Annotated in this window: 18 protein-coding genes; 8 read left to right on the top strand and 10 right to left on the bottom strand. The window is 61.0% G+C overall.

Annotated features, from left to right (window positions below; genetic code table 11):
* Positions 1-23: 23 nt before the first annotated feature.
* The gene (locus FAZ30_RS05430; protein WP_124641855.1) at positions 24-1,649 is read left to right on the top strand and encodes a response regulator; all 1,626 of its coding nucleotides are present in this window, start codon (positions 24-26) and stop codon (positions 1,647-1,649) included.
* 45 nt (positions 1,650-1,694) lie between these two features.
* Here FAZ30_RS05430 and FAZ30_RS05425 read toward each other — a convergent pair whose 3' ends face one another.
* From FAZ30_RS05425 to cyaY, 8 genes are all read right to left on the bottom strand, one after another.
* Positions 1,695-2,906: an EAL and HDOD domain-containing protein gene (locus tag FAZ30_RS05425; protein ID WP_124641853.1), complete on the bottom strand. Its 1,212-nt coding sequence runs from the start codon at positions 2,904-2,906 to the stop codon at positions 1,695-1,697.
* A gap of 258 nt (positions 2,907-3,164) precedes the next feature.
* Positions 3,165-3,899: an amino acid ABC transporter ATP-binding protein gene (locus FAZ30_RS05420; protein WP_103525711.1), complete on the bottom strand. Its 735-nt coding sequence runs from the start codon at positions 3,897-3,899 to the stop codon at positions 3,165-3,167.
* Positions 3,900-3,904: 5 nt separating this feature from the next.
* Complete coding sequence (locus tag FAZ30_RS05415; RefSeq protein ID WP_124641851.1) at positions 3,905-4,576, bottom strand: ABC transporter permease subunit; 672 nt, start codon at positions 4,574-4,576, stop codon at positions 3,905-3,907.
* On the bottom strand, positions 4,576-5,319 hold the full coding sequence (locus tag FAZ30_RS05410; RefSeq protein WP_124641849.1) for an amino acid ABC transporter permease: 744 nt from the start codon (positions 5,317-5,319) through the stop codon (positions 4,576-4,578). The genes FAZ30_RS05415 and FAZ30_RS05410 overlap by 1 nt, the downstream gene beginning before the upstream one ends.
* Before the next feature lie 236 nt (positions 5,320-5,555).
* Positions 5,556-6,455, bottom strand: coding sequence for a glutamate/aspartate ABC transporter substrate-binding protein (locus tag FAZ30_RS05405; RefSeq protein ID WP_124641847.1), 900 nt, complete (start codon positions 6,453-6,455; stop codon positions 5,556-5,558).
* Between the two features lie 332 nt (positions 6,456-6,787).
* The gene (rsmA, locus tag FAZ30_RS05400) at positions 6,788-7,561 is read right to left on the bottom strand and encodes a 16S rRNA (adenine(1518)-N(6)/adenine(1519)-N(6))-dimethyltransferase RsmA (protein WP_124641845.1); all 774 of its coding nucleotides are present in this window, start codon (positions 7,559-7,561) and stop codon (positions 6,788-6,790) included.
* 72 nt (positions 7,562-7,633) lie between these two features.
* The gene (locus tag FAZ30_RS05395) at positions 7,634-8,050 is read right to left on the bottom strand and encodes a YqaA family protein (RefSeq protein ID WP_124641843.1); all 417 of its coding nucleotides are present in this window, start codon (positions 8,048-8,050) and stop codon (positions 7,634-7,636) included.
* Positions 8,050-8,370 carry an iron donor protein CyaY gene (gene cyaY, locus FAZ30_RS05390; protein ID WP_124641841.1) on the bottom strand — a complete coding sequence of 107 codons (321 nt, stop codon included), beginning with the start codon at positions 8,368-8,370 and terminating at the stop codon, positions 8,050-8,052. Before cyaY ends, FAZ30_RS05395 begins: the two co-directional genes overlap by 1 nt.
* Positions 8,371-8,432: 62 nt before the next feature.
* Between cyaY and lptM the strand changes: the two genes are divergently transcribed.
* From lptM to FAZ30_RS05360, 7 genes are all read left to right on the top strand, one after another.
* Entirely contained in the window at positions 8,433-8,576 is a 144-nt protein-coding gene (lptM, locus tag FAZ30_RS20710; protein WP_342773774.1) for an LPS translocon maturation chaperone LptM, read from the top strand.
* Between the two features lie 179 nt (positions 8,577-8,755).
* The gene (locus FAZ30_RS05385; protein WP_137008994.1) at positions 8,756-9,856 is read left to right on the top strand and encodes a pyridoxal phosphate-dependent aminotransferase; all 1,101 of its coding nucleotides are present in this window, start codon (positions 8,756-8,758) and stop codon (positions 9,854-9,856) included.
* Between the two features lie 241 nt (positions 9,857-10,097).
* Positions 10,098-10,451: a VOC family protein gene (locus FAZ30_RS05380; protein WP_137008992.1), complete on the top strand. Its 354-nt coding sequence runs from the start codon at positions 10,098-10,100 to the stop codon at positions 10,449-10,451.
* Positions 10,452-10,545: 94 nt separating this feature from the next.
* Positions 10,546-10,812 carry a helix-hairpin-helix domain-containing protein gene (locus FAZ30_RS05375; protein WP_137008990.1) on the top strand — a complete coding sequence of 89 codons (267 nt, stop codon included), beginning with the start codon at positions 10,546-10,548 and terminating at the stop codon, positions 10,810-10,812.
* Complete coding sequence (locus FAZ30_RS05370; protein WP_137008988.1) at positions 10,809-11,201, top strand: VOC family protein; 393 nt, start codon at positions 10,809-10,811, stop codon at positions 11,199-11,201. The genes FAZ30_RS05375 and FAZ30_RS05370 overlap by 4 nt, the downstream gene beginning before the upstream one ends.
* Positions 11,202-11,216: 15 nt before the next feature.
* A complete protein-coding gene (locus FAZ30_RS05365) occupies positions 11,217-11,930 on the top strand; it encodes a helix-turn-helix transcriptional regulator (protein ID WP_137008986.1) in 714 nt (237 codons plus the stop codon).
* Between the two features lie 351 nt (positions 11,931-12,281).
* On the top strand, positions 12,282-12,650 hold the full coding sequence (locus tag FAZ30_RS05360; RefSeq protein ID WP_137008984.1) for a CZB domain-containing protein: 369 nt from the start codon (positions 12,282-12,284) through the stop codon (positions 12,648-12,650).
* A 15-nt stretch (positions 12,651-12,665) separates the two neighbouring features.
* Here the strand turns inward: FAZ30_RS05360 and FAZ30_RS05355 are convergent, their stop codons facing one another.
* Positions 12,666-13,484, bottom strand: a complete 819-nt coding sequence (locus FAZ30_RS05355) for a DUF2145 domain-containing protein (protein WP_246043410.1) — start codon at positions 13,482-13,484, stop codon at positions 12,666-12,668.
* Positions 13,471-13,929: a hypothetical protein gene (locus tag FAZ30_RS05350; RefSeq protein ID WP_137008982.1), complete on the bottom strand. Its 459-nt coding sequence runs from the start codon at positions 13,927-13,929 to the stop codon at positions 13,471-13,473. The genes FAZ30_RS05355 and FAZ30_RS05350 overlap by 14 nt, the downstream gene beginning before the upstream one ends.
* Between the last annotated feature and the right edge of the window lies 1 nt (position 13,930).

Below are 13,930 nucleotides of genomic sequence, written 5' to 3'. Positions count from 1 at the left end.
GCGCGCCGGCTGGAAAATAGCTGATGTACTTTGACGAAAACACCACCGTCCTCATCATCGAGGACTCCCTCACGGTACGCCAGAGCCTGCGCACCATGCTGTCCATGGCCGGCATTACCCGCTCCGATGCCGTCAGCAGTGCGGCAGAAGGGCGCGCACGCCTGAAGGGACGCCGCTTTGATGTTGTGCTGTGCGACTACAATCTGGGTGACGGCATGGATGGCCAGGAGCTGCTGGAAGCACTGCGCAAGACCGGCACCCTGCCACTGTCCACCATCTGGATCATGATTACCGGCGAGCGCAAATACGAGCGGGTGGTGGCAGCGGCGGAAATGGCACCGGACGACTACATCCTCAAGCCCTTCAACTCCAATCTGCTGTTGACCCGCATGAACAGCGCACACCGGCGCAAGTCCTTCCTGGCACCGGCACACGAGCAGCTGGAAAAGGGCAACCGCAGCGCCGCCATCAGCACCCTGCAGCAACTGGTAGCCGCCGCCCCCGGCCCGATGAATCGCCTCGATGCCAACCGGCTGTGCGCCGAACTGCTGGTGACTGAAGGGCGGCAGGGCGAAGCGCTGCACATCTATCAGGCGCTGCTGGAAAGCAAGGTGATTCCCTGGGCCAAGATGGGCGTGGCGCGCATCCAGGCCGACCAGGGCATGCAGGGCGAGTCCAGCGAGCTGCTCAAGGAAATCATCCAGGATGCACCGCTGTATACCGATGCCTACGACTTGCTGGCGCAGAACCTGATCGACGAGGGCCAGTACGCCCAGGCGGTGGATGTACTGGAAAAGGCCGTGAATATCTCGCCGCGCAATTTTCACCGGCTGAAAAGCTGCGGCACGGCGGCGCTGCGCTCCGGCGACCCGGAAAAAGGTGCGCAATACCTGCAACGTGCAGTGGAAATCGGCCGCAACAATAATTTCTTTGGCCCGGAAGTACTGATAGACCTGCTGCAGGCCTATTCCGAAACCGGCAACACCCAGTATATCGACCGCCTGCAGGCCGATATCAGCGCCAGCCTGGCCGAGCGCCCGGAAGCACAATTCACCCTGCTGACCTGCAAGGCGCTGACTGCGCTGGTACAGCAAAGAGCCGAAGAAGCACTGGCGCAATTGAAGCTGGCGGCCGACGATCTGCTCAAGTCCTTTGTCCATTTTGAATCGGCCCAGCGCTTTCTGGGTGCCGTGGTGCGCCTGCCGGAAACGCTGATCGAGCCTGAGCTGCTGGCCAGCTGGACCCGCACCATCACCATGCGCTTTGCCTACAGCCGCCATGAACTGGCCACGCTGCTGGAAATCGCCCGCAAGCATGCCCATTGCAGCGAGCTGATCGAACACGCTTATGCCGAACTGCAGGAACAGAGCAACAAGGCCGTGGAACTGACCACAGAAGGCCGCGCGGCCGAGGCCGGGCGCATGCTGCATGAAATGGCGATGCGCCTGTACAACGAGCGCACCGGCATGAATGCCTGCGCCATTCTGTTACGGGTACGGGAGCAGCTGCGCAAGAAAAACCAGGACACCAGCGAATACGACCAGATGCTGCGCGAGATGCTGGACTGGCTGCCCAGGGACAATGAACGGGTGCAGGGCTTGCTCAGCCGGCTGCATGATCAGGACGGCGCAGAAGCCAGATCGGCCTAATGACGCGGGCAGCAGGCCGGTGTGGTGCGGCAGGCTGCCCGGTGTTTACTTCCACATGCTGTTGACCCAGTCCAGCGCCTGGGTTTCCACCCGCATCAGCACTTCCGGGTCGTAGCCTGCCGGATGCGGGGCGGCATCGTCTTCCAGACTCAGCGCCACACGCAGCAATTCGCCCAGCACATGGCGGCCTTCCAGTACGGCTTCTTTCAGGCTGTCCTCAATCGGCAGGCTGGCAATCACCTCGGCCTTGGGCTGCTGTACCAGCACATCCACCAGCGACAGCATGCCTATCATGAAGGCACTTTCCCTGACATCGCGCCGCTCCGGATAGCAGGCTTCGGCCAGCAGCTCCATGATGCGGCCGCGCGTGGCCGCCAGCTCCAGCAGCGGGTTGCGCTGCGGCTGGATATCGGTGGCATTGCTGGCAAACAGCAACAGCATTGACCAGCGCTTGATCTTGGCCCGCCCCAGCAACATGATGGCCTCGCTCACCGAGGCCACCGGCCGTCGGGTCGCGGCCGAGGCCGTCGAGCTGAGTTTCATCAGCATCAGCACCACGTCCGGTGCCAGTTTCAGCGCCTGGGACAGCTCGTCGTTGTCGGCATCGCTCATCAACAAGCCCAGTAGGCTGAGCATGGCATGCTGGCTGGCATTGGCCTGGCGGGTGGACAGCACGGTGGGGCGCGCAAAGAAATAGCCCTGGAACCACTGGATGCCCAGCTCGCGGCACAGTTCGAACTGCTCTACCGTATCCACCTTCTCCGCCAGCAGAATGCCGGGGAAGCCCGCCAGATCGGCCACCAGCTGACGCAATTGCAGCAGGTTGAGTGCCACCAGGTCGATCTTGACGATGTCCACCAGCGGCAGCAGGGCCAATCTGTCGGCATCCAGCTCCACCACATCATCCATCGCCAGCCGGAAACCCTTGCGCCGCAGCTCGGCCAGTCGCTCCAGCAAGGGCGGCGTCACCTTTACCGTTTCCAGGATTTCCAGCACCACCTTGTCACAAGGCAGCACATCCAGCAGATCATCCATCAGCAGGGTTTCGCTGACATTGATGAAGCCCAGACGGTCACCCAGCACCTCGCCCACGCCCAGATCGACAAAGGCATGCCGGATCACCGCCGTGGTCGCCATCACGTCGTCGTCGACCCTGGCGACATTGGCCTGGCTGGAGCGGAACAACAGTTCGTAAGCCACCAACTGCTGGTTGGCATCAACGATGGGCTGACGCCCAAGATAGCGGGTTGAATACATGGACTGGTCTGGCTGGAAAGGTTAGCGCTATCGTCAGTGTAGGCGCGGTGCAGAGAGGTTAGCAGGTAATTTTCTCCAATGATAATACATTAACGTTTACATCATTTGTAAGTATTATCAACTAATAACAATAACAATGTCATAGCCATGGCGCTATTAAGCAATATTGGGAAAATATCCTGCTTAGTTGCCTGAGCAAGCCTACCGGCTCGGCATAAAAAAACCCGGCGTTGCCGGGTTTCTGGTTTGCTGCAGTGCTTAGTGTTGCAGAATCTTCGACAGGAACTGACGGGCACGCTCGGAGCGGGCATTGATGTCGCCAAAAAAGGCATCCTTGTCGCAGTCTTCCACGATGGCACCCTTGTCCATGAAGATGACGCGGTGTGCCACCCGACGGGCAAAGCCCATTTCGTGGGTGACGCACATCATGGTCATGCCTTCCTGGGCCAGCTCGGTCATCACGTCCAGCACTTCATTGATCATTTCCGGGTCCAGCGCACTGGTCGGCTCGTCGAACAGCATGGCGATGGGGTCCATCGCTAGCGCACGGGCGATGGCCACGCGCTGCTGCTGACCACCGGACAACTGGCCGGGAAATTTGTGGGCATGGGCTTTCAGGCCAACGCGATCCAGCAGCTTCAGGCCCTTTTCCCGCGCTTCGTCCTGGCTGCGGCCCAGCACCTTGACCTGGGCGATGGCCAGGTTCTCGGTGATGGACAGATGCGGGAACAGCTCGAAATGCTGGAACACCATGCCGACACGGCTGCGCAGCTTGGGCAGATCGGTTTTCGGATCGCCCACCGCGATGCCGTCGACAATGATTTCACCTTTCTGGAAAGGTTCCAGCGCATTGACGCACTTGATCAGGGTGGATTTGCCGGAACCGGACGGCCCGCACACCACCACCACCTCGCCTTTTTTGACGCCGGTGGTGCAGTCGGTCAGTACCTGAAAGTCGCCATACCACTTGCTTACATTGTTGATGCTAATCATCGCGCTCATACAGCAAACCTTTTTTGCAGACGCTTCACCCATTGCGACGCGCCGAAACTGATCACGAAGTAAACCGCACCGGCAAACAGCAGGAATTCATGCGGCAAACCAACGACATCGCCCTTGGAGCGGGCGGTATTGAGAAAGTCCATCAAGCCCACCGCATACACCAGCGAGGTGTCCTGGAACAGGATGATACTTTGCTGCAGCAAGAGCGGCATCATTTTGCGGAAAGCCTGCGGCAGGATCACCAGCCGCATGGCATGGCCATAACTCATGCCCAGCGCGTAGGCGGCATTGATCTGCCCGCGCGAAATGGACTGGATGCCGGCGCGGACGATTTCGGAGAAATACGCCGCCTCGAACATCACGAAGGCCACCAGGCAGGAGGTAAAGGCCCCCACCGGGGTCAGGTCGCCGGTGATCCAGCTCAGTACCATGGGCACCACCAGGTAGAACCAGGAGATGACCAGCAGCAGCGGTATCGAACGGAAGTAATTGACGTACCACTTGGCCAGCCGCGACAGCAGCAGGTTGTCCGATAGTCGCGCCAGCGCCAGCAGGGTGCCCAGTACCACGCCGCCGCCCACTGCCATCACCAGCAGTTTGAGCGTCAGCACCATGCCATCGGCCAGGCCGGGCAGGGCGGGGATGATCTGACTGAAATCAAGGGCCATTATTTGCTACCTCCCATCATGCCGGGAATGCGCACCCGCTTTTCCACCCAGGCCATGAAGCCCATCAGGCTCATGTTGAGGACAAAGTAGATCAGCGTTGCCAGGGTGAAGGCTTCGAAAATATTGGCGGAAAACTCGGCGGTTTGCTTGGTTTGCGCCAACAGCTCCATCAGGCCAATCAGCGAGGCCACCGAGGAGTTCTTGAAAATGTTCAGAAACTCGCTGGTCAGCGGCGGAATGATGATGCGGAAAGCCTGCGGCAGCAGCACGAAACGGTAGGCCTGCGCCGTGGAAAAGCCCATGGCCAGCGCCGCATTGTTCTGACCGCGCGGCAGCGCCTGAATACCGGTACGTACCTGCTCGCAAACGCGGGCGGCAGTAAACAGGCCCAGGCACACCACCACCGACAGATAGGCGGATGCCGCCGGGCTGATGCCCTGCTTGAACCACATTTCCAGCGGCGTGGGCAGCAGGTCCGGTACCAGGAAGTACCAGATGAACAACTGCACCAACAGCGGCACGTTACGGAACAACTCGACATAGGTGGTGGCGATGGTGGGCAGCAGCTTGCCCGGCAGGGTGCGCATGACACCCAGTACCGAGCCCAGCAGCAGGGCAATCGCCCAGCCAGCCAGCGCCACGGCAATAGTCCAGCCCAGACCGGAAACAAACCAGTTCAGGTAGATTTCACTGCCGACACCGGTGGACTTGAAAAAAATACCCCAGTCCCAGTGGTAGTTCATGTTTTTCTCCTGATGCAAGCAGACGCAAGCGTCTGCTGCCGACAGCCGCATGCCTCCCGGTAGCGGGAAACCATGGGAGTCGGATGAAGTCCCTGCCTGCTCTTGGGCAGACAGCAAGGGCAGATGCGCCACCGCCCCGTGCTGCCGTTATAGCCGGTAGCACGGAGGGAAAACAGGCAGGCAGCAATTGAGCCGGCATCTGCCGGCTCATCATCTGCACTACAGCAAGGAATCGCTTATTCGGCGGCCTTGTCGGTCGGCTTGGCGATCAGTTCCTTCACCACTTCGGACATCGGGAAGCTCAGGTTCAGGCCCTTGGGCGGAACCGGGCTGGTGAACCACTTGGCGTAGATCTTGTTCACTTCGCCGGACTTGTAAGTGGCCTTGATGGCGTCGTCCACCACCTTCTTGAAGGCAGCGTCGTCCTTGCGCAGCATGCAGCCATAGATTTCAAACGACTGCGGCTTGCCGGTGACCACCCAGTTGGCCGGGCTCTTGGCCTTGGCCATTTCGCCGTACAACAGGGCATCGTCCATCATGAAGGCCACGGCGCGGCCGGATTCCAGCATCAGGAAGGATTCGCCATGATCCTTGGCAGAGATGATGCTCATGCCCAGTTGCTTGTCGGCATTCATGGCCTTGAGCAGACGCTCGGAAGTGGTACCGGCGGTGGTGACGACGTTCTTGCCTTTCAGGTCGGCAAAGTCTTTCACGCCGGAGGTCTTGGCGGTCAGCAGGCGGGTGCCGATTTCGAAGATGCCCACCGAGAAGGCCACTTGCTTCTGGCGCTCGACGTTATTGGTGGTGGAGCCACATTCCAGATCGACCGTACCGTTCTGTACCAGCGGGATACGGGTCTGCGAGGTCACCAGATTGTACTTGACCTGCAGGTTCGGCATTTTCAGCTCTTTCTTCACTTCTTCGACAACCTTGTTGGCCAGATCGACCGAGTAGCCAATGGGCTTCTGGTTATTGTCGTAGTAGGAGAAAGGAATGGAGGCATCGCGGTTGCCCAGTACGATGACACCGGACTCCTTGATTTTCTTCAGGGTGCCGGTCAGTTCGGCGGCAAATGCCGGGGTGCTGGCCAGAGCGGCCAGGGTTGCTGCAGAGATAAGACGGGTGCAAAGCTTCATATAAGTTTCTCCTGGGGTCCTTGATCGATCACTGCCCTTAGCCCGAAGACCGCGGACACTGCTGTTATAGGCTGGATTATCCAGCAGCAGGTAACAGGCACAGCCAGGCTGGTACGACCGGTAAACCCCCGTTTACCTGCCAGCCGGACGCTGCCGGATGTCCTGCTTACAGTCACCGCCTCTTTATGCGGGCGGCTCTCCCTGTATTACTGCACACCCCGACCAGGCCGGGGTGAAAAGTTTGCGATTCTGCGGCCAGTGGCGACAGTATGCAAGCGGCACTGCAACAAGTGCCGCCGACGGGGTAGCACTTGTCAATTTGTTGCGACAGTTCAGGCGGACAGGTGGTTCGCCATGCGGACAAAATCCTCCACCGCCAGGTTTTCCGGCCGCAGGCCCGGGTCTATGCCCAGCGCTTCGAAATCGGCCAGTTCCAGCACGCCCTTCAGGTTGTTGCGCAGGGTCTTGCGGCGCTGCGAGAAGGCCTTGGTCACCAGTTCTTCCAATGCTTTTTCATCACGGGCCACACCGCAGCGTCCCGGGGCCGGAATCATGCGCACCACGGCCGAATCCACTTTCGGTGGCGGCCAGAAGGCATCCGGCGGCACGTTCAGCACCAGCTCCATTTCAAAGCGGTACTGCAGCATCACCGTCAGGCGGCCGAAATCGGTGGTGGAAGGCTCCGCCAGCATGCGGTCCACCACTTCTTTTTGCAGCATGAAGTGCATGTCGGTCACACGCTGGCCAAAGCTGGCCAGGTGGAACAGCAGCGGGGTGGAGATGTTGTAGGGCAGGTTGCCGACAATCTTGAACGCGCCATCGCTAATGGAGCCAAAGTCGAACTTGAGCGCATCGCCTTCATGGATGGTCAGGCGTTCCGGCGGGAATTCCTTTTTCAGGCGGGCGATGATGTCGCGGTCGATTTCCGCCACATGCAGATGCGGCAGGCGATCCAGCAGCGGCTTGGTAATGGCGCCCAGACCGGGACCGATTTCGATGACCACATCGGCAGGCTGCGGATTGACCGCGTGCACGATGTTTTCAATCACGCTGGCATCTTGCAGAAAATTCTGGCCAAAGCGTTTGCGGGGAATATGTTGGCTCATGGAAGCTCGAGATAAGAATTGCCTGAATTGTAAACCCTCAGCGCCAGCACATGCCAACCCGCTTGCGCATGATCAGGCATGCAGCGCCGCCAGCACGCCCCAGGCCAGTACCAGATAGCGCACTGCCTTGCCCACGGTCAGCCACAACAGGCTGGGCAACCAGGGCAGGCGCAGCCAGCCGGCGGCCAGCGGTAGGGCATCGCCGATCAGCGGCACCCAGCTGAGCAACAGCACCGCCGGGCCATAGCGCTCAAACCAGCGGCGGATGCGCGGTGACACTTCCTTTTTGGGAGCCACCCGCCCCAGCCACAGGCTGGTGGCACTGCCGGCACTATTGGCCACGGTGGCCAGCAGCAGGGCCGGCCACAGCCAGTCCGGCCATTTGTAAAGAAAGGCGGCCAGCACCACTTCGGAGTTGCCCGGCAGGATGGTGGATGAGGTAAAGGCCGAGACCACCAGCCCGCCCAGCGCCAGCCACACAGCCTGCATCAGATATCCAGCTCCAGCCCCGGCTCGCCACAAGCCTGGGCGATGGCTGTTTTCAGCGTGCTGAAGAACTCGGCACCGTCACGTGCCGCCAGCCACTGGCCATCCTTGAAGGCAAAGTGGTAGCCGCCGCTCTTGGCTGCGATCCATAGTTCCTGATTGGCGGCATGGCGATTGACCACGATCTTGCCGCCGTCGTCGAATTCGATTTCCAGCACATTGCCATTGCTGACAAAGTCGGCATCCACGCCGGCATCGTCGATGGCATCTTCGATCCGGCTGAAAATGCGGTCGGTCACATCCAGAAATTCGCTCTCGTTCATGTCGTCTCTTCCTTGAATCGCGTGTGCTAGACTCGGGATTTTGCCACACCGGACTGCTTTTTATGCTGCGAACCATGCTGACCTGCCTTGCCCTGAGCCTTGTCGTGACTGCCTGTGGCTATAAAGGCAACCTGTATCTTCCCAAGCCGGACCCAACCCGCAGCCATGCCTCGGCACCGGCGGCAGAGGCCAGACCAGCCCCTTGAGCGGCCCCCTTTACCGGTTTTTACCCCTGGCACAGCAGCGCCGGCCCACGCCAGCGCTACACTGCCGTGCCGCCGGTCTTGGCTGCCTTATCCTGCGGGATGCTATCGTTAGCTGATCTGCTGATTTGTCGCCGCCCCGTCGCCATCTAGAATGTTCTGCTGCAAGGACGAAAGCCGCCATGACCCGTTTTGCCCGCCATCTCGAACACCACACCATCGTCAATCCCTTTCCCGGCATCGTGAAGCTGGAAACGGCGCTGGGGCACCGCATCAAGACCCGCATCGGCTCCAACGAGAGCCTGCCGGATCCGGTATCGCCACTGGCCGGCGAACTGGGCAAGGCGCTGGCGGAAATGGCCAGGCTGTATCCCGACCCCTATGCCCATGCCTTGCGTGAGCGGGCAGCAAAACTCAATGGCGTAAGTGCGGCTGAAGTGCTGTTCGATACCGGGGCCGACAGCCTGATCCTGCTGGCATTGCGCCTGACCTGTAACCCGGGCGATGCCGTGGTCACCACCGCTGGTACCTATCCGAGCTTCCGCTACTTTGCCGAAGGCGTGGGTGCGCGCGTGCTGGAAGTGCCCTATTGCCAGCGCGGCCAGCACATGCGGCCGGATCTGGCGCGGCTGGCCGAAGTGGCCCGTGCCGAGCATGCCTCGGTGCTGTATCTGGCCAATCCGGACAATCCCACCGGCCATTACTGGCAGGCCGAAGACATCCGTACCCTGCGCGCCGCGCTGCCGCCGCATACCCTGCTGCTGCTGGACGAGGCCTATGTCGATTTCTGTACTGATGCCGCCGATGCGCCGCCCACGGGCATCCTGCCGCACACCCTGCGCCTGCGCACCCTGTCCAAGGCCTATGCGCTGGCCGGGCTGCGCGTGGGCTATGCCATCGCCAGTGCCGACATCATCGCCAAGGCCGACCAGATCCGTCCGCAATATGCGCTGTCCAGCATTGCCCAGGCCGCCGCGCAAATCGTGCTGGATGACCCGGACTACTCGCGCAAGCTGGTGGCGCAAACCATCACCCTGCGTCATCACCTGAGCCATGCCTTGTACGATCAGGGCCTGACGCCGCTGCCCTCGCACACCAATTTTGTCTGTGTGGCCTACCCGGATGCGCTGCAGGCCGAGGCCATCCAGCGCCATCTCTTGCAATGCGGCATTGCCATCCACCGTCCGCAACACCCGGCAGTGCGCCACATGCTGCGCATCACCGCCCACCCGCAGGCCACCAGCGCCCGTGTGCTGGCCGCCCTGGCCGGTCAGCTGGACTAGGCACGGCTAACAAATACCCTGTTGCAGCTCCTTGCTCTGGGGATGCTGCGCTTTTGTTAGCCGCTCCAAGCAGCGGATCAGACAGGCTCCGGGCAGCACCACCAACCACCGCGTTTGCCGACCGGTGGTTTTTTTGCATCCATAGCCCACCATGCCACCAGCTACTGACAATATGCTGTCAGCAGGGGGCGCGCATGCTGTGAACACGGCAACCCCGCCGTAGCCCTTTTCGGAGCCATCCATGTCGCTGATTCACTGGTTTGAAATCCCCGCCGCCAACTTTGACCGCGCCGTTGCCTTTTATCAGCAGGTATTGCAGCTGCAACTGAAGCAGGAAGACTGCATGACTGATCGCATCGCCGTGTTTCCCGACAGCTCCGGCTGCATCATGGCCAGCCCGCGCCTGCCGGCCGGTGGTCAGGGTTGTCAAATCTACTTGGATGGCGGGCCGGATCTGGCTGCCACGCTGCAGCGGGTAAAAACCGCTGGCGGCAAGGTGCTGCTGCCCATCACCACGCTGGAAGACGGCAATGGCGATATCGCACTGATAGAAGATAGCGAAGGCAATAGCATCGGCCTGCATCTGCAGCCCTGAAGCGGACAAGTCCGCTAGCGGATATCATGCTCATTCCAGCTTGGCTGGCAGTCGCCACACGCCACTTGCCGGCCAGCACCACCGGAGCCGCTCCATGCCGTTTTCCGCACAGGAACGCCAGCAACTGCTGGCACTCAAAGGGGTTGGCCCCACAGTCATCACCCGGCTGGAACAAATCGGCTTTAGCAGCCTGAGCCAACTGGCTGGCCAGGAAGCCGCCGACATCACCTGGCAGGTGGCGCAAGCACTTGGCTCTAGCTGCTGGCATAACAGCCCGCAGGCACGGCAGGCCATCGCCAGCGTCATCGCACTGGCACGGGAACAGCCAGCCCGCAGCGCATCAGGAAAGGAAGCAGGATGAAATTTGCCTACACCATTGTTTATGTGGCCGATGTCGCCAGCTCGCTGGCCTTTTTTGAAGAGGCATTCGGCTTTTCCCGGCGCTTTCTCACACCGGAAGGTGACTATGGCGAGCTGGACACCGGCGACACCACCCTGTCCTTTGCCAGCAAGGCACTGGCCCTGAGCAATCATCCAGAGGGCTTTCGCTTTGCCGATGATGGCGTGCAGCCGCTGGGTGTGGAAATCGCCCTGGCTACCGATGATGTGACAGCGGCGCATCAGGCGGCACTGGCTGCCGGTACCAGCGAGCTGGCTGCGCCGCAGGTCAAACCCTGGGGCCAGACCGTGTCCTTCCTGCGCTGCCCGGACGGCATGCTGCTGGAGTTGTGCAGCCCGCTGCCGCACTAAAGCAGGACCCGCAGCATGCGCCGTGCCGACCGTCTACTGCAAATCCTCCACCTGCTGCGCGGCCGCCGCCGCACCACGGCAGCCCAGCTGGCCGCCTGGCTGGAAGTGTCGGTACGCACGGTCTACCGCGACATGGCCGACTTGCTCGGCAGTGGTGCGCCAGTCAATGGCGAGGCGGGGGAGGGCTACTGGCTGGAACAGGGCTTTAGCCCGCCGCCATTGAGCTTTTCTGCTGCGGAACTGGCGGCACTGGAAGTGGGCGCGCGCATGCTGGCCGGCTGGACCGACCCGGCCACCGCCAGCGCAGCAGCCGGCGCACTGGCCAAGATTCACGCGGTGCTGGGCTCGGCCGGGCTGACGCCGGCACCACTGTTTGTGCCGCAGCATCACGACTATCCCTGCGAGCGGCTGGCACCATTGCGCGAGGCGATACTGGCCGGCCAGGCGCTGGCCATCGACTATCAGGATGAACTAGGCCACGCCAGCCAGCGTTGCGTATTGCCACTGGGCCTGTTTTTCTGGGGCAATCGCTGGACGCTGGCGGCCTGGTGTCTGCTGCGCCAGGACTATCGTCATTTCCGCATCGACCGTCTGCAACAATGGCAGCCGGTCACGGCCGCCTGGCCGCCACACATTTCCCTGGATGGCTTTTTGCAGGCCGCGCAGGCCGGCGAGGCCAATCGCCGGCAGCTGGCCCAGACCACCCATCAGTCCTGGCACCGCAGCTAGGGCCTGTTAACGCTATTTTTTTCACGGCGGCGGATGTTGAGGGGATGCAATGCACGAAAAACTGCGCTGGCAGGGCATTCCCTGCCAGCGCGGTTTGACAAGGCAGTGCGCCGCTCAACATCCGCCCCACAGGGCAGGCCCGACCAGCTTGCCACTGCCGCGTTGTCGGATTTGCGCTTGGGGCCACCAAGCGCGGCACCCTCCGCCTTGCATTGACAAGCTTTCAGGGCCTGCGCCGCAGAAAACATAGTGTTAACAGGCCCTGGTGGCTTGCCGCATGACAATTCCCATCACGCCAGCAGTGGCTGGCTATAGTAAGAACTCGGGAGAAGTGTCGTCGGGGAAATAGGCATGAATCTAGAAGATGCCCTGCTGCTGCATTTCGAATTGAAGCTGGAACTACGCACGGCCATGCTGGAGGGCAGGCAGCTGGATGCCGCGCAGATTGGCGACTGTTGTGGCTGCGAGCTGGGCCGCTGGCTAGAGGGCGAGGGCCGGGTCAATTGCGGCCACACCAGCGTGTTTGTACAGCTGGTGGAAAACCACCGCCAATTCCATCTGGAAGCCGCGCGCGTGGCCGAACTGATCAACCAGGGCCAGTTCGATGCCGCGCGCGAGGCGTTGGCGGTGGGGCCATCCCGCTACAGCCAGCTGTCCTCTGCCGTGGGCAGCGGCATTGCCGAACTGCGCAAGCGGCTGTTACAGCAGTTCAGCCACTAAGGCAGTAGGGCAGGCTCAGAAGCGGCGCGCTTGCGGGCCGGGCAGCTCGATGATTTTCCAGCCTTCATTGCGTTCATCGAAAAAGTGGATGATGGAATCCACCGAAACCGTCTGGATGCGGTCGTTATAACGCAATTCGTTAGGATGATCGTCAAATGCCACATTGGCCTTGAACATGCGGCCACCCAGTCGGGTCATCGGGCCGATATTCATTTCACTTGGCTGATATCCGTTCAGCTTCAGCCACATCTGCGCCTGCTCACGGCTGTTGATGCGTGTTTCGGTCGTGGAAGCAGCGGCCAGTGTTTCCAGTACCCAGGTATTGGAATTTTCGTAGCGAGTGGAGAAGGGATAGGCCACCATGTTGTAGCGAGTCGTGTGCAGGGTACGCAAAGGACGGCCGGCACGCAGCTGCGGCAACAGGCGCTCAACGACTGCGGGCGGCGGGACCAGCAGCACCGCATCGAAGCGGAACATATCGTCGAGGAAGAAATTGCCCAGCCCCTCGTACCACAAGTCAGAACGATCGGTGCCGCACTCGTTCAGCAAGTGTGCCACGCGCCAGCGCCCGCCGGTTTCCGGACGGAACATGATGCCAAAATGCGTATAGCGCAGGCCGTATTTTGACAGGTCCTGCCCCATGCGCCCCACCACCACCACATTGCTGTCCACCTCATTGAGCTTGGTCTGCAACTGTTCGGCAGTCTGCATGGCCAGCCGGAAGGTTTCCGGCGTCAGCGGTTTTTCTTCACATGCCTGGCCGGCATGGGCCAGCAAAGGCAGGCAGCATGCCGCTACCAGCAGCCATTTCAAGCAAGTTTCACGACGGGACACGGCTATGCTCCAGTAGGGCTTCGCCCAGCTTGTTGGGGATAAAGGCCAGCACCTTGCCAGACACCACCAGCAAGGTACCGCTGGCCGTGGCGGTGACCTGTACCGCACTGCCGATGGCCGCGCCGGAAGCCTTGACCGTGCTGCGCGACAATTCCACCAATAATTTGGCCCCACCCTGCACCGACTCCAGCGTCAACTTGATGACATCGCCCGAGCCTTCAACCAGGCCAACAATCACATAGCCACTGCCGGTCACCGCCAGCACCGGCCCCAAGACCGATTCGCCGCGTCCGGTGGCACTGCCGGCGATGCTGACCACCGGCGCGGCCACCACCGACACGGCACCTACCGAAATTTTCTCAGACGCGGTATTGGTCAGCGAATCGGCCAAGGCCGATCCGGCCAGCGCCGCCAATACGCTGGCAAGCAATAATCTACTCAACATT

The organism is Aquitalea aquatilis (assembly GCF_005155025.1).
Taxonomy (GTDB): domain Bacteria; phylum Pseudomonadota; class Gammaproteobacteria; order Burkholderiales; family Chromobacteriaceae; genus Aquitalea; species Aquitalea aquatilis.
This window is presented reverse-complemented; position numbering and strand designations above follow the sequence as displayed.

Bases quoted from the DNA above. Each gene is read 5' to 3' on its own strand.
- FAZ30_RS05420 (WP_103525711.1), bottom strand. From the start codon at position 3,899: ATGATTAGCATCAACAATGTAAGCAAGTGGTATGGCGACTTTCAGGTA.
- FAZ30_RS05395 (WP_124641843.1), bottom strand. From the start codon at position 8,050: ATGCAGGCTGTGTGGCTGGCGCTGGGCGGGCTGGTGGTCTCGGCCTTT.
- FAZ30_RS05375 (WP_137008990.1), top strand. From the start codon at position 10,546: ATGCCGTTTTCCGCACAGGAACGCCAGCAACTGCTGGCACTCAAAGGG.
- cyaY (WP_124641841.1), bottom strand. From the start codon at position 8,370: ATGAACGAGAGCGAATTTCTGGATGTGACCGACCGCATTTTCAGCCGG.
- FAZ30_RS05385 (WP_137008994.1), top strand. From the start codon at position 8,756: ATGACCCGTTTTGCCCGCCATCTCGAACACCACACCATCGTCAATCCC.
- FAZ30_RS05430 (WP_124641855.1), top strand. From the start codon at position 24: ATGTACTTTGACGAAAACACCACCGTCCTCATCATCGAGGACTCCCTC.
- FAZ30_RS05425 (WP_124641853.1), bottom strand. From the start codon at position 2,906: ATGTATTCAACCCGCTATCTTGGGCGTCAGCCCATCGTTGATGCCAAC.
- FAZ30_RS05365 (WP_137008986.1), top strand. From the start codon at position 11,217: ATGCGCCGTGCCGACCGTCTACTGCAAATCCTCCACCTGCTGCGCGGC.
- FAZ30_RS05415 (WP_124641851.1), bottom strand. From the start codon at position 4,576: ATGGCCCTTGATTTCAGTCAGATCATCCCCGCCCTGCCCGGCCTGGCC.
- FAZ30_RS05380 (WP_137008992.1), top strand. From the start codon at position 10,098: ATGTCGCTGATTCACTGGTTTGAAATCCCCGCCGCCAACTTTGACCGC.
- FAZ30_RS05410 (WP_124641849.1), bottom strand. From the start codon at position 5,319: ATGAACTACCACTGGGACTGGGGTATTTTTTTCAAGTCCACCGGTGTC.
- FAZ30_RS05370 (WP_137008988.1), top strand. From the start codon at position 10,809: ATGAAATTTGCCTACACCATTGTTTATGTGGCCGATGTCGCCAGCTCG.
- lptM (WP_342773774.1), top strand. From the start codon at position 8,433: ATGCTGCGAACCATGCTGACCTGCCTTGCCCTGAGCCTTGTCGTGACT.
- FAZ30_RS05405 (WP_124641847.1), bottom strand. From the start codon at position 6,455: ATGAAGCTTTGCACCCGTCTTATCTCTGCAGCAACCCTGGCCGCTCTG.
- FAZ30_RS05350 (WP_137008982.1), bottom strand. From the start codon at position 13,929: ATGTTGAGTAGATTATTGCTTGCCAGCGTATTGGCGGCGCTGGCCGGA.
- rsmA (WP_124641845.1), bottom strand. From the start codon at position 7,561: ATGAGCCAACATATTCCCCGCAAACGCTTTGGCCAGAATTTTCTGCAA.
- FAZ30_RS05360 (WP_137008984.1), top strand. From the start codon at position 12,282: ATGAATCTAGAAGATGCCCTGCTGCTGCATTTCGAATTGAAGCTGGAA.